At 65.2% G+C, this 20,236-nt stretch carries 22 protein-coding genes; 7 read left to right on the forward strand and 15 right to left on the reverse strand.

Annotated features, from left to right (window positions below):
• The first annotated feature begins 1 nt into the window (after position 1).
• A complete protein-coding gene (locus tag DCM80_RS17480) occupies positions 2 to 1,639 on the forward strand; it encodes an ABC transporter ATP-binding protein (protein WP_257192840.1) in 1,638 nt (545 codons plus the stop codon).
• Between the two features lie 6 nt (positions 1,640 to 1,645).
• On the opposite strand, the gene DCM80_RS17485 is transcribed toward DCM80_RS17480, so the two are convergent.
• Together DCM80_RS17485 and DCM80_RS17490 are read right to left on the reverse strand one after the other, a co-directional pair.
• The gene (locus DCM80_RS17485; RefSeq protein ID WP_257192841.1) at positions 1,646 to 2,488 is read right to left on the reverse strand and encodes a C40 family peptidase; all 843 of its coding nucleotides are present in this window, start codon (positions 2,486 to 2,488) and stop codon (positions 1,646 to 1,648) included.
• Entirely contained in the window at positions 2,481 to 3,851 is a 1,371-nt protein-coding gene (locus DCM80_RS17490; protein WP_257192842.1) for a M17 family metallopeptidase, read from the reverse strand. The genes DCM80_RS17485 and DCM80_RS17490 overlap by 8 nt, the downstream gene beginning before the upstream one ends.
• A 199-nt stretch (positions 3,852 to 4,050) precedes the next feature.
• Here DCM80_RS17490 and DCM80_RS17495 point away from each other — a divergent pair, with 199 nt between their 5' ends.
• Positions 4,051 to 4,254, forward strand: coding sequence for a hypothetical protein (locus tag DCM80_RS17495; RefSeq protein ID WP_257192843.1), 204 nt, complete (start codon positions 4,051 to 4,053; stop codon positions 4,252 to 4,254).
• A gap of 183 nt (positions 4,255 to 4,437) precedes the next feature.
• Positions 4,438 to 5,253 (forward strand): tetratricopeptide repeat protein, encoded by an 816-nt coding sequence (locus DCM80_RS17500; protein ID WP_257192844.1) that lies wholly within the window; start codon positions 4,438 to 4,440, stop codon positions 5,251 to 5,253.
• Positions 5,254 to 5,314: 61 nt separating this feature from the next.
• Here DCM80_RS17500 and DCM80_RS17505 read toward each other — a convergent pair whose 3' ends face one another.
• The 10 genes from DCM80_RS17505 to DCM80_RS17550 all read right to left on the reverse strand — a co-directional run bounded on the left by DCM80_RS17505 (position 5,315) and on the right by DCM80_RS17550 (position 14,248).
• Positions 5,315 to 6,289, reverse strand: a complete 975-nt coding sequence (locus DCM80_RS17505; protein ID WP_028138540.1) for a type II secretion system F family protein — start codon at positions 6,287 to 6,289, stop codon at positions 5,315 to 5,317.
• Positions 6,290 to 6,298: 9 nt separating this feature from the next.
• Positions 6,299 to 7,276: a type II secretion system F family protein gene (locus DCM80_RS17510; protein WP_257192845.1), complete on the reverse strand. Its 978-nt coding sequence runs from the start codon at positions 7,274 to 7,276 to the stop codon at positions 6,299 to 6,301.
• Between the two features lie 16 nt (positions 7,277 to 7,292).
• Positions 7,293 to 8,762: a CpaF family protein gene (locus tag DCM80_RS17515; protein ID WP_028138538.1), complete on the reverse strand. Its 1,470-nt coding sequence runs from the start codon at positions 8,760 to 8,762 to the stop codon at positions 7,293 to 7,295.
• A 20-nt stretch (positions 8,763 to 8,782) separates the two neighbouring features.
• Entirely contained in the window at positions 8,783 to 10,051 is a 1,269-nt protein-coding gene (locus tag DCM80_RS17520) for an AAA family ATPase (RefSeq protein WP_257192846.1), read from the reverse strand.
• The gene (locus DCM80_RS17525; protein ID WP_257192847.1) at positions 10,048 to 10,782 is read right to left on the reverse strand and encodes a CpaD family pilus assembly protein; all 735 of its coding nucleotides are present in this window, start codon (positions 10,780 to 10,782) and stop codon (positions 10,048 to 10,050) included. The genes DCM80_RS17520 and DCM80_RS17525 overlap by 4 nt, the downstream gene beginning before the upstream one ends.
• A gap of 20 nt (positions 10,783 to 10,802) precedes the next feature.
• Positions 10,803 to 12,278 (reverse strand): type II and III secretion system protein family protein, encoded by a 1,476-nt coding sequence (locus tag DCM80_RS17530; protein WP_257197965.1) that lies wholly within the window; start codon positions 12,276 to 12,278, stop codon positions 10,803 to 10,805.
• Between the two features lie 11 nt (positions 12,279 to 12,289).
• Positions 12,290 to 13,090: a Flp pilus assembly protein CpaB gene (cpaB, locus tag DCM80_RS17535; RefSeq protein ID WP_028138534.1), complete on the reverse strand. Its 801-nt coding sequence runs from the start codon at positions 13,088 to 13,090 to the stop codon at positions 12,290 to 12,292.
• Between the two features lie 128 nt (positions 13,091 to 13,218).
• Positions 13,219 to 13,743 (reverse strand): prepilin peptidase, encoded by a 525-nt coding sequence (locus DCM80_RS17540; RefSeq protein ID WP_257176625.1) that lies wholly within the window; start codon positions 13,741 to 13,743, stop codon positions 13,219 to 13,221.
• Positions 13,744 to 13,866: 123 nt separating this feature from the next.
• The gene (locus tag DCM80_RS17545) at positions 13,867 to 14,007 is read right to left on the reverse strand and encodes a hypothetical protein (protein ID WP_196236097.1); all 141 of its coding nucleotides are present in this window, start codon (positions 14,005 to 14,007) and stop codon (positions 13,867 to 13,869) included.
• 76 nt (positions 14,008 to 14,083) lie between these two features.
• The gene (locus tag DCM80_RS17550) at positions 14,084 to 14,248 is read right to left on the reverse strand and encodes a Flp family type IVb pilin (protein WP_028138532.1); all 165 of its coding nucleotides are present in this window, start codon (positions 14,246 to 14,248) and stop codon (positions 14,084 to 14,086) included.
• Between the two features lie 266 nt (positions 14,249 to 14,514).
• Here DCM80_RS17550 and DCM80_RS17555 point away from each other — a divergent pair, with 266 nt between their 5' ends.
• The 4 genes from DCM80_RS17555 to DCM80_RS17570 all read left to right on the forward strand — a co-directional run bounded on the left by DCM80_RS17555 (position 14,515) and on the right by DCM80_RS17570 (position 17,439).
• Positions 14,515 to 15,342 (forward strand): sterol desaturase family protein, encoded by an 828-nt coding sequence (locus tag DCM80_RS17555; protein WP_028138531.1) that lies wholly within the window; start codon positions 14,515 to 14,517, stop codon positions 15,340 to 15,342.
• A gap of 156 nt (positions 15,343 to 15,498) precedes the next feature.
• On the forward strand, positions 15,499 to 15,996 hold the full coding sequence (locus DCM80_RS17560; RefSeq protein WP_257192848.1) for a pilus assembly protein N-terminal domain-containing protein: 498 nt from the start codon (positions 15,499 to 15,501) through the stop codon (positions 15,994 to 15,996).
• A 229-nt stretch (positions 15,997 to 16,225) separates the two neighbouring features.
• The gene (locus tag DCM80_RS17565) at positions 16,226 to 16,801 is read left to right on the forward strand and encodes a TadE/TadG family type IV pilus assembly protein (RefSeq protein ID WP_257192849.1); all 576 of its coding nucleotides are present in this window, start codon (positions 16,226 to 16,228) and stop codon (positions 16,799 to 16,801) included.
• 23 nt (positions 16,802 to 16,824) lie between these two features.
• Positions 16,825 to 17,439, forward strand: a complete 615-nt coding sequence (locus DCM80_RS17570; protein WP_257192850.1) for a TadE/TadG family type IV pilus assembly protein — start codon at positions 16,825 to 16,827, stop codon at positions 17,437 to 17,439.
• Positions 17,440 to 17,532: 93 nt separating this feature from the next.
• Here DCM80_RS17570 and DCM80_RS17575 read toward each other — a convergent pair whose 3' ends face one another.
• From DCM80_RS17575 to DCM80_RS17585, 3 genes are all read right to left on the reverse strand, one after another.
• Positions 17,533 to 17,745 carry a cold-shock protein gene (locus DCM80_RS17575; protein ID WP_028138527.1) on the reverse strand — a complete coding sequence of 71 codons (213 nt, stop codon included), beginning with the start codon at positions 17,743 to 17,745 and terminating at the stop codon, positions 17,533 to 17,535.
• Between the two features lie 259 nt (positions 17,746 to 18,004).
• Positions 18,005 to 18,292 carry a translation initiation factor IF-1 gene (gene infA / locus DCM80_RS17580; protein ID WP_008131890.1) on the reverse strand — a complete coding sequence of 96 codons (288 nt, stop codon included), beginning with the start codon at positions 18,290 to 18,292 and terminating at the stop codon, positions 18,005 to 18,007.
• Positions 18,293 to 18,316: 24 nt separating this feature from the next.
• The gene (locus DCM80_RS17585) at positions 18,317 to 19,879 is read right to left on the reverse strand and encodes a DEAD/DEAH box helicase (RefSeq protein WP_257192851.1); all 1,563 of its coding nucleotides are present in this window, start codon (positions 19,877 to 19,879) and stop codon (positions 18,317 to 18,319) included.
• Positions 19,880 to 20,236: the final 357 nt, after the last annotated feature.

Raw genomic sequence — 20,236 nt, forward strand, 5'->3', positions numbered from 1 at the left:
CATGGACGCGATCAACCAGCCCCTGCTTGCCGTTCGCGACCTCTCGGTGGCTTTCCACCAGGGCGGCGCCACCACGCTCGCGGTCGACAAGGTCTCGTTCCAGATCAAGCGCGGCGAATGCCTGGCGCTGGTCGGCGAATCCGGCTCCGGCAAGTCGGTCAGCGCGCTTTCGATCCTCAAGCTGCTGCCCTATCCGAACGCCTCGCATCCCTCGGGCAGCATCCGCTTCAAGGGGCAGGAGCTGATCGATCGCTCCGAGCAGGAGATGCGGGAGATTCGTGGCAGCGATATCTCCATCATCTTCCAGGAGCCGATGACCTCGCTCAATCCGCTGCACACGATCGAGGCGCAGATCGGCGAGATCATCCAGCTGCATAATCCGACCAGCAACGCGGAGGCCCGCAGGCGAACGCTGGAGCTGCTGACGCAGGTCGGCATTCCCGAGCCCGAGACGCGGCTGAACAGCTATCCGCATCAGCTTTCCGGCGGCCAGCGCCAGCGCGTGATGATCGCGATGGCGCTCGCCAACGAGCCGGATCTGTTGATCGCGGACGAGCCGACCACGGCGCTCGACGTCACCGTGCAGGCGCAGATCCTGGCCCTGCTCGCCGACATCCGCTCGCGGCTCGGCATGAGCCTGCTGTTCATCACCCACGATCTCGGCATCGTGCGCCGCATCGCCGACACCGTCTGTGTCATGAAGGGCGGTCAGATCGTCGAGCAGGGGCCGGTCGAGCAGGTCTTCAAGACGCCGAAGCATCCCTATACCCGCGACCTGCTCGCAGCGGAGCCGAAGCCGGATCCGGCGCCGCCGCAGCCGGACGCACCGGTGGTGATGTCGGTCAACGATCTGAAAGTGTGGTTTCCGATCAAGCGCGGCCTGATGCGCAAAACGGTCGGCCACATCAAGGCGGTCGACGGTGTCAGCGTCGCCGTGCGCAAGGGCGAGACGCTCGGTGTGGTCGGCGAATCCGGCTCGGGCAAGACCACGCTGGGTCTGGCTCTGCTGCGGCTGATCTCCTCGAACGGACGCATCGTGTTCCTGGGCAAGGATATCCAGGGCCTGCGCTTCAAGGAGATGCGTCCGTTCCGGCGCGACATGCAGATCGTGTTTCAGGACCCGTTCGGCTCGCTCTCGCCGCGCATGTCGATCGCCGACATCATCGCCGAAGGCCTCTCCGTGCATCAGCCGAAGCTGTCGCGTGAGGAGCGTGAGGCGCGCGTCGTCAAGGCGCTGGAAGACGTCGGGCTGAAGCCCGATACCCGCTTCCGCTACCCCCACGAATTCTCCGGCGGCCAGCGCCAGCGCATCAGCATCGCACGCGCGGTGGTGCTGGAGCCGGATTTCGTCGTGCTGGACGAGCCGACCAGCGCGCTCGACATGCTGTTCCAGGCGCAGATGGTCGATCTGTTGCGCGAGCTGCAGCGCAAGCGCGAGCTCACCTACATGTTCATCTCGCACGATCTGCGCGTCGTCGCCTCGCTTGCGAGCCATTTGATCGTGATGCGCGGCGGCAAGGTCGTCGAGGAGGGACAGGCCGCCGAGCTGTTCAAGAACCCGAAGACGGATTACACGCGCGCGCTGTTCGCGGCGGCCTTCCGCCTGGAGACGGCGGGGAACGGCTCGGTGGCGACGTAAGCCCCGTCAGAGCCGCTTGATCGCAACGACCTCGCTGCCGGCCTGCCTGATTCGCGCAATGGCCGGCTCGATCGGCTCGATCATTGTCGCCATGTGATACGCGTTGGCGTGAACCATGGTGCTGCCGTCGCGGGCGATCGCGACATGCCCCTTCCAGAAGATCAGATCGCCGCGCCGCAATTGGCTTTGCTCATGCGGCTCCAGTGCGCGGCCGAGACCGGCGAGCTGCATGTCGCTGTCGCGCGGGCAGCCGAGCCCCGCCGCGGTCAGCGAGACCTGAACGAGGCCGGAGCAGTCGATGCCGAGACTGCTCTTGCCGCCCCAGAGATAGGGCGTGCCGACGAAGCGCTCGGCGATTGCGACGAAATCCGGCTCGCGATGATCGAGCGCAGCGAGATGCGTTCTCGGCAGGTATCTGCCGTCGTGCGTCACGGCAAAGCTGCCGTCCTCGCGGGCCACGGCGAGTCTGGATCCCATCACGAGCGTCTCGGCCGGCGGTAGCTTGATCGACGGGCCGGGGAAGGCGAACGTCCGCAATGCGCTGACCACGTGGGTCGGGGTGGCCGACGGCTTCACGAGCGCGGCATCCGGCAGCCAGCCGACATAGCCATCGCCATTGAGCTGTCCCCACGCCCAACCCTCGCCGTTGCGGTCATAGATCGTGACGCGTTCGCCGCGCAGGGCCTCCGTCATCAGCATCGCGCTCGAGGACGGCTGCTCGCGCACCGGCGCGACCGGCTCAATCACCTCGAATTCCTCGCCCGCGACGAAGCGATCCGCCTGCACCTTGCCTTCGAGATATTTCGCGGCGAGGTCGCCCCGCGCCGGTGTTATTCGCGGATCATGCATAGCGCTCGCTCAGCAAGGTGTAGACGGCGCGCGCGGCCTGGCACTCGCCGCCTTCGGGGCGTGCCGGCTTGGCCGACGGCGTCCAGCCGTAGATGTCGACGTGCAGCCAGCTCCCGGCGTGCTCGACGAAGCGTTGCAGGAACAGCGCGCAGGTGATCGAGCCGGCAAAGCCGCCCGATGGCGCGTTGGTGACCGTGGCCGTCTTGGAGTCCAGCCACTGATCGTAAGGCGGCCACAGCGGCATGCGCCACAACGGATCGTTCTCCTTCACCGCGCAGCGCGCAAGGTCGGCGGCGAGGGTCTCGTCATTGGTGTAGAAGGGCGGCAGATCCGGCCCGAGCGCGACCCGCGCCGCGCCGGTCAGCGTGCCCAGGTCGATCAGCAGGTCGGGCTTCTCCTCGTCGGCAAGCGCCAGCGCGTCGGCGAGCACCAGGCGTCCCTCGGCGTCGGTGTTGCCGATCTCGACCGTGATGCCCTTGCGCGAGGTGAAGATATCGAGTGGGCGGAAGGCATTGCCCGCAACCGCGTTCTCCACCGCCGGAATCAGCACGCGCAGGCGCACCTTCAGCTTCGCATCCATCACCATGCGCGCCAGCGCCAGCACGTTGGCGGCGCCGCCCATGTCCTTCTTCATGATCAGCATGCCGCTCGACGGCTTCAGGTCGAGCCCGCCGGTGTCGAAACACACGCCCTTGCCGACCAGCGTCACCTTGGGATGATCGGGATCGCCCCAACCGATGTCGATCAGCCGCGGCGCGCGGCTGGAAGCCATGCCGACGGCGTGGATCAGCGGGAAGTGCTTCTCCAACTCCTCGCCGATGGTGCAGGCGAAGCTCGCGCCGAACTCGGCGGCGAGGGCTTGCGCGGCGGCGGCGAGCTCGTCCGGCCCCATGTCGTTGGACGGCGTGTTGATGAGGTCGCGCGCGAGAATTGCGGCATCGGCAATCCGCTCGATCTCGGCCGGGTCGACGCCGTCAGGCGGCACCAGCCGGACCTCGGGCCTGTCAGCGTTGCGGTAGCGCGCGAAGCGGTAGGTGCCGAGCGCAAAGGCGAGCGCCGCCAGCCGTGTATCGTGCGGCGCATTGGCAAAGCGATAGATGCCCGGCGGCAAGAGGCCGGGCAGCGCGCCGGGCCGGAACAGGTCGCGCGATCTTGCACCCTCATCCTCGAGGCCGAACAACACCTGTGCGATCGCGCCATCGGGCGCGGGCAGGGCGAGATAACCGCCGGGCTTGGCGGCAAAGGCGCATGAAGCGGCGAACTGGCGTTGCGGCGGCGGCAGCGCCTCGGCGACCTGATCCCAGCTCGATTTGGTGACGAACGTGATCGGGATGGCGGTGGATGGCGTCTCGAAGAAGGGCATTGGCGGGTCCGGATCGTCGGATCAAACGGGTGATGCGAACGAACGAGACTTCGCAGAGTTTCGTCGCGGCTGCAATCGGCATTGCTGACACCGTTTCGGCGAGCGCTACTCGCGGCAAGGGGGCCATGCTAGGTTCCGGCAAGGGTCGCCAGGGCTGGAGATCGGGCGGGCGACGACGAACGCGCCGGGAGGACATGCAATGGAATTTGTGTGGAGCGTGGTCATGTTCATCGGCCATGCCGTCGAGGCGATCTTTGGCTATGTCGAGCACCACCATTGGATCTTTGCGCTCCTGGCCGGCGGTTACGTCTTCTATCTCCACGACCGCTCGGTCCACGCGCGGTTCGATGCGCTCGACAAGCGCGTCGACGAAATCCGCAAGCGGCTTGCGATCGAATATTGAGACGCGGCAATGGCTGCGGGATCCGGACCGGCAGGTGAGGGCGCTCGGCTTTGGGCCTTGGCGCAGGCATCCCGCAGATGTCGGCGAGGTGCGGCCTGCGAAGCGGCGTTAACCCGCCGTTAGGGTTAACAGCCTATTGCTGACGCGTTCGGCTCGATCAATCGGCTCGAGAGTGAAGGCGTCATGCGTCAACGGTTCAGTCTCGCCCGGCTTCTTGCGTCCACCTCGCTGGTCGCGGCGGTCGCCATGGGCCTCGGCGGCTGCTCGGGCATGTCGAAGCTCTCCGACGTGACAGGCTCGCTCGGCGGACCACGGGCAGAGGCGGCGCCCACCGATCCCGCGCGCGCCGTCGAGGTCTATGGCGAGCGCTACCGCGCCAATCCCAAGGACGCCGAGGCTGCGCTGGCCTATGGCCAGGCCTTGCGCGCCAACGGCCAACGCGCCCAGGCCGCCGCCGTGCTGGAGCAGGCGACCATCGCCAATCCCGGCAACAAGGCGCTGCTCGCGCAGTATGGCCGCGCGCTCGCCGACAACGGCAATTTCCAGCAGGCCTACGACGTCTTGTCGAAAGCGCATTCGCCTGACAATCCGGACTGGCGCCTGCTCTCGGTGCAAGGCACCGCGCTGGACCAGATGGGCCGTCACGGGGAGGCGCGCTCCTATTATGCGAGCGCGCTCAAGCTCGCGCCGGGTGACCCCGGCGTGCTTTCCAATCTCGGCCTGTCCTACATGCTGTCGAAGGATCTGCCCAAGGCCGAAGAGGCGTTGCGGCAAGCCTACGCCTCGCCGCGCGCCAGCAGCCGGGTGCGGCAGAATCTCGGCCTCGTCGTCGGTCTGCAGGGCCGTTTCGCCGAGGCCGAGACCATCGTGAAGGCGGATCTGCCGCCGGATCAGGCCGCGGCCAATGTCGCCTATCTCAAGGACATGCTGAGCCGCAGCGACCATCATCGCGGCGGGCCGAAGCGGACCCCGGTCGCCGCGCTCAACCAGCCCGACTGATCAAAGCTCTGATCTTCAGCATTCGCAGCCGTCCCGCGGACCGCGCCGTTGACGGCTCGTGTCACTGCATCTCGGTGATCTTGATGCCGGTCGGTCCGAGAATGACGACGAACAGCACCGGCAGGAAGAACAGGATCATCGGCACCGTCAGCTTCGGCGGCAACGCGGCGGCCTTCTTCTCGGCCTCGGTCATCCGCATGTCGCGGTTTTCCTGGGCCATGACGCGCAGGGACTGACCGAGCGGGGTGCCGTAGCGTTCCGCCTGCTGAAGCGCGAGACAGACCGACTTGACGCCCTCGAGCCCGGTGCGTCGCGCCAAATTCTCATAGGCGACCTTGCGGTCCTGCAGGTAGGACAACTCGGCCGTGGTCAGCGTGAACTCCTCCGACAGCGCGATCGACTGTCCCACGATCTCGGTGGCGACCTTCCGGAACGCCATTTCGACCGACATGCCGGATTCGATACAGATCAGGAGCAGGTCGAGCGCATCGGGAAAGGCGCGCTTGATGGAGAGCTGGCGCTTGGAGATCGCATTCTTGAGGAACAGCATCGGCGCCTGGAGACCGAGATAGGCCGCGCCGATGCAGATGCCGATCTTGATCGGCACCGGCTTGTCCATGTGCGCGATCACGAAGACGTAGAGAAGCGAGCCGACGAAGAGCACGATCGGCGTGACCAGGCGGGCAAACAGGAAGGTGATATAGGGCGCCTGGCCGCGGTAACCGGCCATGATCAGCTTGTCTCGCGCCGCCTCTTGCGCCAGCCATTTGGTGAGGTTGAAGTCCTCCACGACCTTGGAGACGAGCTGCTTCGGGGTCTGACGCAGAGAGACCTTTTCGTTCTTGTGAAGGCGCTCTCGCTCGCGCTGCCGAATGCGCTCACGTTCGCTCGCGACCGCCTTCATGCGCTTGGAGAGTCCCTCGCCGGCGAACAGCGGCATCACCAGCGTATAGACGGTGGCGCTGGCGGCGATGGCCGCCAGCAGCATCGTCATGAAGCGGACGTCATGCAGTTTCGAAACGAGGAACTCGACCATGCATCACCGTCAGAAGTCGAAATTGATCATCTTCTTCATCACCATGATGCCGATCGACATCCAGATGACGCAGCCGACCAGCATCAGCTGGCCGGTGGGATGAGTCCAAAGCAGCGAGATGTAGTGCGGCGTCGTGAGATAGACGAGGAACATCACGATCGGCGGCAACGAGCCGATGATGCCGGCGGAGGCCTTGGCTTCCATCGACATCGCCTGGATCTTCTCTTTCATCTTCTTGCGCTCGCGCAGCACCTTGGAGAGGTTGCCCAGCGCCTCGGAGAGGTTGCCGCCCGATTTCTGCTGGATCGAGATGACGATGCCGAAGAAGTTGGCTTCGGGCAGCGGCATGCGCTCATAGAGGCGGGAGCAAGCCTCGCCCAGCGGCATGCCGATCGCCTGCGTCTCGATGATGGCGAGGAACTCGCTGCGCAGCGGCTCGGGCGAATCGGCCGCGACGACCTTGATCGATTCGAACAGCGGCAGGCCGGCTTTGATGCCGCGGACGATGACGTCGACCGCGTCGGGCAGTGCCTTCAAGAACTTGTCTTCCCGGCGCTTCTTCAGGAAGCCGAGGGCCCAGCGCGGCAGGCCAAAACCTCCGGCGAACGCGAGACCGGCGGCGCCGAGCAGGCCGCCGCCGACGAACAGGGCCGCCGCGAACAGCACGCCCGCCACGACTGCGGACACGATCCAGAACTTCTGCGGCGTCCAGTCCAGGCCGGCCTGGGAAAGGCGGATGTTGAGCGGAACGCTCTTCTCCTGCTGACGCCGTGCTTCGAGATCCTTCAGCGACGTTTCGACCTGCTCGCGGCGCGAACGCTGGCTCTTTTCGCTCTGCTTCGCCATCGGCGCATCGGCACGCGCGATGGAGGCGCGCCGGCTTTCCGCCTTCCGTTCCCCGGAGAGCAGCGGATAGAGGAAGACCCAGGCGATGCCGCCGACCGCGGCGGTGGCGAGAAATGCGAGGGCGAGGACCTGTATGTTCATGGCGTCGCTGACCTGCTCACGTCGTCGGCGCCACTTCCGCGGCGTCGAGAGCCGCGGCAAGGCGCTTCTCCTCGCCGTAATAGCGGGCGCGTTCCCAGAACTTCGGACGGCCGATGCCGGTCGAGCGGTGGCGGCCGATGATCTTGCCGTTGGCGTCCTCGCCGATCATGTCGTAGAGGAAGATGTCCTGGGTGATGATGGTGTCGCCTTCCATGCCCATCACCTCGGTGATGTGGGTGATGCGGCGCGAGCCGTCGCGCAGGCGCGCGGCCTGGACGATGACGTCGATCGAGGCGCAGATCATCTCGCGGATCGTTCGCGAGGGCAGCGAAAAGCCGCCCATCGTGATCATGGATTCGCAGCGCGACAGTGCTTCGCGCGGATTGTTGGCATGCAGCGTGCCCATCGACCCGTCATGGCCGGTGTTCATGGCCTGGAGCAGGTCGAACGCCTCGGGTCCGCGGACTTCGCCGACGATGATGCGTTCGGGCCGCATACGCAGGCAGTTGCGCACCAATTCGCGCATGGTGACCTGGCCCTCGCCCTCGATGTTGGGCGGGCGGGTCTCCAGCCGCACCACATGGGGCTGCTGGAGCTGGAGCTCGGCGGCGTCCTCGCAGGTGATGACGCGCTCGTCGTGCTCGATGTAATTGGTCAGGCAGTTGAGCAGCGTCGTCTTGCCCGAGCCCGTACCGCCGGAGATCAGCACGTTGCAGCGGACGCGGCCGATGATCTGGAGGATCTCGGCGCCCTCCGGCGAGATCGCGCCGAACTTGACGAGCTGATCCAGCGTCAGCTTGTCCTTCTTGAACTTGCGGATGGTGAGCGTCGGGCCGTCGATCGACAGCGGCGGCACGATGGCGTTGACGCGGGAGCCGTCGGCGAGGCGCGCGTCGCAGATCGGCGAGGATTCGTCGACGCGCCGGCCGACCTGGCTGACGATGCGCTGGCAGATGTTGAGGAGCTGCTGGTTGTCGCGAAAGCGGATGCCGGTGCGCTGGATCTTGCCGGCGACCTCGATGTAGACGGTGTTGGCGCCGTTGACCATGATGTCGGCGATGTCGTCGCGCGACAGCAGCGGCTCGAGCGGGCCGTAGCCGAGAACGTCGTTGCAGATGTCGTCGAGCAGTTCCTCCTGCTCGGCGATCGACATCACGATGTTCTTGATCGCGATGATCTCGTTGACGATGTCGCGGATTTCCTCGCGGGCGGATTCCGAATCCAGCTTGGCCAGCTGGGCGAGGTCGATCGCCTCGATCAGCGCGCCGAAGATGGTCGCCTTGACCTCGTAATAATTGTCGGAACGCCGGCTCTCCATGGCCGGGGGCGGCGGGGCCTTGGCGGGAGCAAGCGGCGGCGAGGCGACGGCCGGCGGCGGCGGGGCGCGCGACACCGTCGGCGCCGGAGCCTGGGCAGGCTCGAGCGACACGGCGCCGGGCTTGGGCGCCCGAAGGTCGGTGTCTGTTCCGCTACGCTTACCGAACACTTAACAACTCCATGCGGCGGCTATTTTCCCCGCAACTTGTCAATCAGGGGTGAAAACAGGGACGACTTTTGCTTCTTGGTTTCGCTGCGGCCGGTCAGGCGCTGGGCGATCTGAAGAAACATCTCGATCGACTTGTGGTTGGCGGAGATCTCCGCGATCATCTGGCCGTTGTTGGCCGCCGAACCGAAGATCTGCGGCTCGAACGGGATCGAGACGATCGGCTGGCTCTCGATCGCCTTGGCGAACTCCGCGGCGGCGATTTCGGGCCTTTTCGGCACGCCGACCTGGTTCAGGCAGTAGAGCGGCGGCCGGTCGTTGGGCCGCGCGGCCTTCAGCAGGTCGAACAGGTTCTTGGTATTGCGCAGATTGGCAAGGTCGGGGGCGGCCACGATCAGAATGTCGTCCGCTCCGATCAAGGCGCGCTTGGTCCAGCCCGACCATTGGTGCGGAATGTCGAGCACGATGCACGGCATGGTGGAGCGCAGCGTGTCGAACACGGAGTCGAAGGCGTCGGTGCCGAAATCATAGACCCGGTCCAGCGTCGCCGGCGCCGCCAGCAGGCTGAGATGGTCGGTGCATTTCGACAGCAGGCGGTCGATAAAGGCGGTGTCGACGCGATCGGGCGAGAACACGGCGTCGGCAATGCCCTGCGGCGGATCCTGGTTGTAGTCGAGCCCGGCGGTCCCGAAGGCCAGGTCGAGATCGGCGACGACGGCATCCATTGCGAGGTTGCGCGCGATCGCCCAGGCGACGTTGTGCGAGATGGTGGAAGCCCCGACGCCCCCCTTGGCGCCGACCACGGCGATGATGCGGCCGACCGCCTTGGCTTCCGGCGCCGAGAACAGGTTGCAGATCGATCGTACGACGTCGATCGCGCCGACCGGCGCGAGCACATAGTCGCTGACGCCGCGGCGCACCAGCTCGCGGTAGAGCGTGACGTCGTTGATGCGGCCGATCACGACCACGCGGGTGCCGGCATCGCAGACGGTGGCGAGCTGATCGAGCCCTCCCAGGAGGTCGTTGCGGCCGTCGCTCTCGAGCACGATCACGTTCGGCGTGGGGGCCGAGCGGTAGGCTTCGATCGCGGCCGCCATGCCGCCCATCTGGATCTTCAGATGGGCTTTGCCGAGGCGGCGATCCTCGCCGGCCGACTGCACCGCGGCCGCGGTCTCGACCGTCTCGCAGAAGGCCTGGACCGAGACGCGCGGCGAGGGCGCAATATGCTCCTCGACCGGCGGAGGCGGGGCTTCCGGCTGCTCTTCGTGTGTCTGGCGAGCGTAGCTGATCATTTGCCGGTGTCGCTGAGTTTGGCCTTGTCGGCTTCGGGATAGGTGGTCGCGCTCGTCAGTCCCTTGCGATACTTCTCGAGACCGGTGATGCGCCGGGGCGTGTAGGACGGCGTTTCAGGCCGCGGCTGCTCGAGGTCCGACGGATTGTCGACCATCGCTGCGAGGTTGCGCTGATAGGCGCAGCCGTAATTGTAATATTCCTTGTTCTCGAACCAGCCCTTGTTCTTCATCGAAGGGCCGATGTCGTCCGGCCACAGGCCACAGGGGCCTGCGATCGCTGCGATCTTGGAATAGGTGAGACGGATCGGCGGCAGGAAGCGCCTGTCCTCGGGCTGGTAGGGACGTACGCTGACCCCCCGCGGCGGAACGCCCGCCGCGGCCAGCATCGCCTGGATTTCGCGCATCGTGTCCGCCACCGGTCGTGCATTGGGCGTGCCGGACGGCACGTCGATGCGGATGGCGCCGGTGCCTTCGCGCAGCCATGCCGAGGCGACGCCCATCACGTCGGCGCGCTGGGCCGCGGTCAGTCCGCCGCGGGCATGGCCGACGAAGACGACGATCGAGCGATTCTGCTCCTCGATCGCGATCGGGTGGCGCTGCTTGTAGTCGCCGGGAATCGAGGCGGTGACGACCTCGTCGTGTTGGCAGCCACTGAGCGCGAGCGCCATTGCGACCAGCGCGCCACCGAGACGGATGGCGCGCTTGCGAAGCTGGGGTGGTCTTGTGATCATCGTGAAGTCCCCGTTCCGCCTCAGTCGGTAATGAAGCCGTAGGTGCCGCGGTAGTTCTTGGCCGGTTCGGTCCGGCCCGGCACGCCGTAGATGCGGTTGATGTTGCCGAGCAGCTGGGCCTGTGGATCCGCGGGCGGGGCGAAGCCGTCATCCGGCCGCGACAGATCCTTTGGCGCCACCGCGCGAACGACATAGGGCGTCACGATCACGACCAGCTCGGTGGCGTTGTTGACGAAGTCGCGGCTGCGGAACAGCGTGCCGAGGATCGGGAGCTGCATCAGCCCCGGCAGTCCGCTGATGGCCTGCTTGGTCTGTTGCTGGATCAGGCCCGCCATCGCCATCGCGCCGCCGGAGGGAATTTCCAGCGAGGTCTCCGCGCGGCGGGTCCTGATCGAGGGCACCGTCAGCGAGTTCACCGAGGTCGAGGTCACGGCCTGCGACAGCGTGATCGCGTTTTCGTTCGAGAGCTCCGAGACCTCCGTCATCACGCGCAGGCTGATCTTGCCTTCGCTCAGCACCACGGGGGTGAAGTTGAGCGAGATACCGAACTTCTTGAAGCTGATCTGGGTGGTACAGACGTGGGTGGTGGGATCGCACGCATAGCCTGCCGGGACCGGGAATTCGCCGCCGGCGATGAACGTGGCCGATTCACCGGAGATTGCGGTCAGGTTCGGTTCGGCCAGCGTGCGGATCACGCCCGCGGTCTCCATCGCGCGCAGAGTGGCCTGCACCGAGGACGAGCCGCCGAACTTCGTCGTCAAATTGTTGCCGTCCACGAGGTTCTTGCCGAGCGCCGTGAACGGATTGGAATTGGTGAAGCTCACCACCGACGTGCCGTAGTTGAGGCTGGCGGAGAGGTCGATGCCGAGCTGCTTGACGATGGTGCGCTGGACCTCGGCCACCGTCACCTTGAGCATGACCTGGTCGCGGCCGCGCACCACGATCGAGTTCACCACCTTGTCGACGCCGCCGGCCAGGCGCGCGGCGAGCTCGTTGGCCTGCTGCGCTTCCATCGGATTCGCCGCCGTGCCGGTCAGGACAATGCCGTCGCCGAGCCCGTCGATCTGAATGTCCGAATTCGGCAGTATTTGCTTCAGCGCGGCCCGCACGCCGTTGAGGTCGCGCTTGACTGCGATGTCATAGGCCGCGATCTGCTGGCCGGCGGAATCGAAGAACACGATATTGGTCTGGCCGACCGTGGCACCGATGATATAGGCGCGCTGCGCCGAGCGGACCACCGCGTTGGCGATCTTGGGATCGGCGACCAGCACGTCCTTGATGTCGCGCGGCAGGTCGATCACGACGGATTTGCCGACGCCGAGCGAGAGGAAGCGCGCGTTCATCTGGCCATCCGCCGCGGCCAAGGCCCCGGGACGGTAATCGGCGGCGACCGCGGGGGTCAGCACCGGGTTGAGCGCCAGCGCCAGCGCGGCCGAAAACGACAGGGCGCGAACCGCCGAGGTTCGCATCGTCGCCAAATCCACCCTGCGGTTCATATCGACTGTCTTCATCGTACTTTCGCCGTCTGACTTGGAATGCCGTAGCGAATGATCGAAACACCGTCCCGCTTCTGCGCGGAATCATCGAGCGTGATTTCGCTCATCTTGACGTCGACGATGCTGCGCAGCGCCAGCGACAGCGTGCCGCTCTGGCGGGCTGCGGAGAGTGTTGCGGTCTGCGCCGGATTGAGCTCGAGGGTGACGGTCTTGCCGACCACCGCGTTCTGGCCGTCCTTCTCCTTTGGCGCCTGGTCGATGGCGAGGACTCGGATATTGGCCAGGATGATCTCGGAGGTGACGATGTCGGGGGCGCCGTTGTTCTGGTCCGGGTTCTTCAGCCGGCGGGTCAAGAGGACGTCGACGCGATCGTTGGGCAGGATGAAACCGCCTGCGCCGGTCTCCGGCGAGATCTCGGTCGAGATCGCCCGCATGCCGGTGGGCAGGATTGCAGCCATGAAACCGGAGCCTTCGGCCTTGACCAGCTTCTGGTCGCGGATCGGCTCACCCTGAATGAACGGGGCGCGCGCGATCGAACCGGTGACCTGGGTCGCGCCCTCGGGCCGCTCGTTGCGGCGGATGAAGGTGGCGCTGGCGGTCGCGGCCGGCCAGGTCTGCCATTGCACGTCTTCCGGCTTCACGGTCTGGCCGAGGCCGATGTCGTTCTTGGCCACGAGGACGTCGACGGTCGGAAGCTGGGCGACCGGAGCCGCCGGAGGCGGCGCAGATTGGTCCGAGCCGCTCGCCAGGTACGCGGCGACGCCGCCGGCGCTGATGGCGACCGCCAGGACGACAATGCGTGCCCTATTCATACGCTTCACTTTCCAACAAGACGCCGCGACGCTGCCGCCGCCGTAATCGGCAGTTGACCAGCTATTCGTCAAAGCATGGTTAATGAGGCGTATCTAAATCGCCTTAACGCCGGGTTTACCCGGTGCGTTCAGCGCAGTGCGAGGTGGGCGAGGTCGATCGCCTTCACCCATTCGGTCTCGGGGTAGACCATCAGTGCGCTCAGCGCGAGCGCGATGCCGTAGGGGATTCCGCTCTCCTTGGCGTGCAGCCGCGCGAGCCAGGCCTGACCCGCCAGCCCGTAGGGCAGCGGCCATTGCCGGAACTGGAGCAGGAGCAGCGTCAGCGCGCCGCCGAACAGCGAGGCGTAGAGCAGGAAGTTCATCAGCTGCGCGAACCCGAACCAGAGCGCGACGGAGGCCGCGACCTTGGCATCGCCGCCGCCGACCCAGCCCATCGCAAAGCAGGCGAAGGCTATGACGAGCAGGAGCGCGCCGGCGCCGACATGGCTCAGCATCTCGTAAGGTGCCATGCCGCCGGCGAGGGCGAGCGCGAAGAAGCCTGCGACCAGCGCCAGCGACACGCGATTGGAGATCGTCATCGTGAACAGATCGCTCGCGGCGGCGAACGCCATCAGGGCAGGGAAGAGCAGAAGGCGCGCAAGGTCGAGGATCATGGGCTGCGTCTTGAGGCCTGGGTTTGCCGCGGAAACTGGCGTCGCCGGATTCTAGCCGGCAGTGCTAAACAAACCGACAACGGCCGCGAGGGTCACGCAAGGCCGAAGCTGCGGAACGCATGCCTACCAGAGGCTGGCAATGCGCGCGGCGAGCGCGACTGTCGCAAGCAGCAGCGCAAGGCAGACCCAATAGACCGGCGAGCCGGCCTGCGCCGCAGCTGCCTCGTCTGCCGCGACCGCGGCACCGGTTCTGGACTCACGCAACGCCACTGGAACTCGCCGTCCTTGGAAAAACAAAGGCCCCGGAGGTCCGGGGCTTTTGCCGTCGTTCGTCTGTTGCTTACTTCAGCCCGGTGCTGATCGAGGTGAACTTGGTGTTGAGCGTGCTGCCGAGGCTGTTGACGACGGTGATGATGGCCAGCGCAATGCCGGCGGCGATCAGACCGTATTCGATGGCGGTTGCGCCGGATTCATCCTTTGCGAAACGCGCAATCAAGCTCTTCATGAACAAAACTCCATTCGGGTGGGATCGCCTCGTTCGGCGCTGTCTTTGACCCGATGACCATGTGAGCCGAGCTCTTTCGGTAGAGTTAATCCGATCGCGTAAACCCGCGTCCGGCGCGATGCTTTCGTCCAGAGTGAATTTCGCCTTAAAGCCGCGGCCTCAATTTCGGTTCCAGATGCGTCGCCGGCACGACGGCCGCTTCACCCTCCCTTAAATCTCACAGAGTAGGCGTAAGCGAGGACCGGAATTCGCGGAGAGAGGCGATGATGTCGAGCCTGCCCATGCAAGTCGCCCTGATGCTCGGCGAGACCATCGCGAAGTTGCTCCCCGTCACCTTCGTGCTCGCGGCGGTCTTCACCGTGCTCGAGCATTTCTGGGCCTGCAACCCCGGCGCCCCGTGGTGGCGCAAGCGGGAGATCATCACCGACATCTGCTATTGGTTCTTCGTTCCGGTGTTCGCCCGCACCATGCGGATCGGACTTCTGATCGTCGGCGCCGCCGTCGTCTTCAACATCCACGACGCCGACGAGCTCATCGCCTTCTACGACAACGGCCATGGGCCGCTGGCGCAGCTGCCTCTGTGGGTGCAGGCGCTACTGTTCCTGGTGCTGTCCGATTTCATGCTGTACTGGATCCACCGCTTCTTCCATGACGGCGGCTTCTGGAAGTATCACGCCATCCACCATTCGTCCGAGGAAATCGGGTGGATTTCGGCGGCCCGCTTCCATCCCATCAATCTCCTGCTCGGCACGATCAGCGTCGACGTCGTGTTGCTGATGGCCGGCATTTCCCCGAACATCATGCTCTGGGTTGGCCCATTCACCACCTTCCATTCGGCGTTCGTGCACGCCAACCTGAACTGGACCTTCGGACCGTTCAAATATCTGCTGGCAACGCCGGTGTTCCACCGCTGGCACCACACGTCGCTCGACGAAGGCGGCAACACGAATTTCGCCGGGACGTTCCCGGTCTGGGACGTGCTGTTCGGCACGTTCCGCATGCCGGAGGGGCGGCTGCCGCAGGATTACGGCAAGGACGAAGCGGCCATACCAAAGGAGATCGGGGGCCAATTGGCCTATCCGTTCCGCCAGTAGGGTGGGAAAATCGGCGGCAAATCTCGACTACGTTCAAACAATCGTCGGCGAGTTTGCGGAACGTTCACAAATTAAAGGCAGGTTAGCCGGGTCGGGCACCGGCTCCGCTGTTAGCTGTTCGCTTCTGCCGGTTTGTGACGTCCCGGGAGTATGAGTATGCGTAAGGAATTGCTGCGCCGTCATGCGCGGGTCTGTCTTCTGGTTGCTGCCGCAGCGCTGGCATCGCCGGCTGCCGGCCTCGCCGAACCGACCGCCGACACCATCGCCGTCAACGTCGACCAGGCCAAGCTGGTGCGGCTGCCCGGCAAGGTGGCGACCATCGTGGTCGGAAATCCCCTGATCGCCGACGTCACGCTCCAGCCCGGCGGCATGATCGTCGTGACCGGCAAAGGCTACGGTGCCACCAATTTCATTGCGCTCGACCGGGGCGGCGAGATTCTGGTCGACCGTCAGATTCAGGTCGAAGGCCCGAGCGACCGGCTCGTCACCGTCTATCGCGGGATCGAGCGCGAGTCCTACAGCTGCATGCCGCTCTGCCAGCGTCGCGTGACGCTTGGGGACAGCGACACCTACTTCAACAACACCATGAACCAGGCCGGGTCGCTGAGCAGCAGTGCCAGCGGTAACGCCGGTGCGGCCACCAAGTCCAACTAGCCGGAGCGATTGGCGGGTTCGCGCCGGGGTGGATCGCCTGATCCTGCCGCGCCGCTTCTGCATGCCAGCGGCGTCCCTCTGCGCGTCATCCTTGGCCGCCGCCGGCGCGCGGGGTTAACGCATCCTTAACCGACCGCTTCGCGCAGCGTGAATCGCCTGCAACACTTAAACAATCAGTTTTAGCTATTGAACGAAGCAGATGATCGCCGCTGCTGGGGAATTTGACGCGATGCCTGCGCCTACGAGATTCACGCTCCGGAAAGCGCTATGCCGGTTTCGAGGCAGCCGCCGCGGCTCCGCCGCGGTCGAGTTCGCGCTGGTCGCTCCGGTCTTCTTCGGACTGCTGTTCGCCATCATCGAGACCGCGTTGGTGTTCTTCGCGGGGCAGGTGCTCGAGACCATCACCCAGAATTCGGCGCGTGCGATCCTGACCGGTCAGGCGCAAGCACAGGGCGGCTCGGTGGCGGCCTGTCAGACGGTGCCCAACGCGGTCTCGGCATGCAATCAGACCACGTTCAAGGCCTATGTCTGCACCCAGATCCCGGCGCTGTTCGATTGCAGCAAGCTTTACGTCGACGTGGTCAGCACCAGCTCCTTCACGACGCTGAGCCTCACCAATTACGGCGATTCCTGCACCTTCAATCCGGCCGGCGTGCAATACAATCCCGGCAGCTCCAGCCAGGTCGTCGTGGTGCGGCTGTTCTATCAATGGCCGCTCTTCGTCACCGGCCTCGGCTACAACATCGGCTGCAGCAACAAGCGGCTGCTGGTGGCGACCGCGGCCTTCAAGAACGAACCCTTCTGAGGCAGATGGATCTGGGCGGGCCAATGCAGGCGATTGCGAACTTCCTGGGGAATGCCCGCTGCTCGGCGCGTGACTTCGTCGCCGACACGCGCGCGCTCGCGGCGACCGAATTCGCCGTCATCGTCCCGCTGATGCTGGTGATGTTCTTCGGGACCGTCGAATTCTCGTCGGCGGTGGCGATCGATCGCAAGGTCACGTTGATCGCACGGACGCTGTCCGATCTGACGTCGCAATCCACGACGCTTGCCGATGCCGACATGCAGAACACGTTCACGGCGAGCATCTCGATCGTGATGCCTTACGACGCCACGCTCGTGAAAGGCTCGATCTCCCAGATCTATATCGATGCGGACAGCATTGCCACGGTGCAGTGGAGCAAGGCCGGAACCATCGCGAGCGGCGCGACGCAAGCGACGCTGGCGACGTCGGGCCGGAAGGCCGGCGACAAGGTGACCAACGAGATTCCGCCGACGCTGCTGATTCCGTCGACCTACCTCATCCTCAGCGAGGCGAGCTACACTTACACGCCGTCGGTAGGCTACGTGTTGAAGTCGAACATACCGCTGAAAGATCTGTCCTACACGCGGCCGCGGCAGGCCACTTGCGTTCAATACAACAACGTGCCGTCCTCGTGCTGACGCGCCCGAGGGGGGCCTGAAAATGAAAAAGGCCGTGCGTTGCGCACGGCCTTCTTTGCTTCTTGCGAGCCGATCGGGCGGGGCCCGGCGGGTTCAGCCTGCGGCGCGGAGGTTGTCCGCAGCCGACTTGCCGGAACGGCGGTCGGCCACGATCTCGTAGGAGATCTTCTGACCTTCACGCAGCGTGCCGAGGCCCGCACGTTCCACAGCGCTGATGTGGACGAACACGTCCTGGCCGCCGTCGTCGGGCTGAATGAAGCCGAAGCCTTTGGTCGCGTTAAACCACTTCACGGTTCCCATGCTCACGGGGGTAGTCCCTTCTCAGATAACACAATGTGACAGCCTGCTCGCGCAGGCCAGTTAGATCGAATTTTTGGAAGGGTCGTCAGCGTGTCTGAACCGGCTGTACCGGTGGATGCTAATGTCGTCCGGCCGAAAATCGATAAATTCCTTTTATCGGAATTCCAGCGTCAAAACAATCCAGCCGCGCACGATTTTTTGATCCGCCGTGGTGTTCACGGCGGACCAATGGAAACTCGGAATTTTACTGCCGCGCCGTCGCCGGCTAGCGGCGCCGGAACTGGCCGCCGCGCTGTCCGGGACGAGGCGGTCCGCCCACGCCGCTGGGGCGTTCGTCCTTGTGGCGGAAAATCAACCGGCCCTTCTCAAGGTCATAGGGCGACATCTCCACCGTCACGCGGTCGCCCGCCAGAGTCTTGATGCGGTTCTTCTTCATCTTGCCGGCGGTATAGGCGACGATCTCGTGTCCGGCGTCGAGCTGCACGCGGTAGCGGGCGTCGGGGAGGATTTCGGTGACCAGTCCTTCGAACTGGATCAGCTCTTCCTTAGCCATGTGGGTGTCTCCAGTCGTAGACTGCTAGTTCGAATGAGGATTGCGGTTCGGTCGGCCGTTGGGGCGACTCTCGCGACGCAAAAAGGCAACGCCTTGTATTCCATCAGGCTTGCCGGCGCTATGCGCGGGACGCTGTTCCGACCGATCGGCGGGTGAGGAATTCATCTTACCACCAGGACCACGGCGGCGGCGAGACCCCTTGGAGGCCTTGCGGCCTTCTCCGGGCCTGCCATCAACAGGTCTGCCCTCGCCATGACGTCCTTCGCCGGGCCGTCCGTCGGCCGGCCTGCCGGCGCTGTGATGACGTCCGTCAGCATGCCGTTCGTCGCCACGCCGTCCGTCGCCGTGCCGGGCGCCCTGAGGACGCTGGCCCGGGCGGCCGCCCGGCCGGCCCTGCCGTTGCTGCGGCGGGGGAGGACCGGCGTCGCGGCGGCCCGCATCGGTGCGGTGATCTTCGCGCGGCAGCGCCACGCGGATCAGCCGCTCGATGTCGCGGAGATAGCTGAGCTCCTCGCCGCCGGCCACCAGCGAGATCGCGGTGCCGTCGGCGCCGGCGCGCGCGGTGCGGCCGATGCGGTGGACGTAGGTTTCCGGCACGTTGGGCAGGTCGAAATTGATGACGTGGCTGATGCCGTCGACGTCGATGCCGCGGGCGGCGATGTCGGTGGCGACCAGGGTCCGGATCTCGCCCGAGCGGAACTGGGCCAGCGTGCGCTCGCGATGGTTCTGCGACTTGTTGCCATGGATGGCGCTGGCAGGGATGCCGGCCTTCTCGAGCGACTTCACCACCTTGTCGGCGCCATGCTTGGTGCGGGTGAAGACCAGGGCGCGGTTGACCGGCTCATCCTTCAGAAGCTTGGTCAGGAAGGCCGGCTTGGCGGAGAAGTCGACCTGGACGATGCGCTGGTTGATCCGCTCGGCGGTCGAGGACACCGGGGTCACCGCGACCCGTGCGGGGTCACGCAGCATGGCGTCGGCGAGCTCGGCGATGTCCTTCGGCATGGTGGCCGAGAAGAACAGCGTCTGCCGCTTGATCGGCAGCTTGGCGACGATTTTGCGGATGTCGTTGATGAAGCCCATGTCGAGCATGCGGTCGGCCTCGTCGAGCACGAGGAACGCGACGCTCGAGAGCTTCAACCCGTTGCTCTGCACGAGGTCGAGCAGGCGGCCGGGGGTGGCGACCAGCACATCGACGCCCTGCATCAGGGCGCGGACCTGGCGGCCCATCGGCACGCCGCCAATGGCCAGTGTCGAGGCGAGGCGCAGGTGGCGGCCATAGGCGTTGAAGCTGTCGAGGATCTGGCCGGACAGCTCGCGGGTGGGAGACAGCACCAGCACCCGGCAGGTCTTGGGCTGCGGCTTGATGCGATGCTCGAGCAGGCGGTGCAGGATCGGCAGCGCGAACGAGGCGGTCTTGCCGGTGCCGGTCTGGGCGATGCCGACGACGTCGCGCCCGGTCAGCGCGATCGGGATGGTCTGGGCCTGGATGGGGGTGGGAGTGACGTAGTTCTCTTCCGCGAGAGCACGCGCGATCGGTTCGGCGAGGCCGAAATCCTGAAACGAAGTCAAAAGATGGGTTCTTTCCATGTCAAAAGCGGGCGCCCGGCGCAATCGGCGCGGCGCGCGCAAAAGGGTGTCGAGAAGACACCTGCGTGTTTAGGGTGTCGGATGGCTTGGGAGATATGGGGCAAGCCAGAGGCCCGGAGGGGCTTAAGAACACGCGGCTCGCAACGACCTCTTGATTCGCAAGAGGTCTCGGCTGCTCATATGGAACATCCAAGGGGCGCTTTCAAGGCAGGCCCGCGCGAAATGGCGATTGCAGTGCAGAAATAGTTATGCCGGAAATTTAGCCAGAGCAAAGAATTTGCTCAAAGAATGACCAGCCTGCCGCTTTGGCATACATTCTCGTTGCTCAAGATTTAAGCGCCCCCTTCGCCCCAAGAC

Source organism: Bradyrhizobium sp. WBOS08 (assembly GCF_024585125.1).
Taxonomy (GTDB): Bacteria; Pseudomonadota; Alphaproteobacteria; order Rhizobiales; family Xanthobacteraceae; genus Bradyrhizobium; species Bradyrhizobium japonicum_B.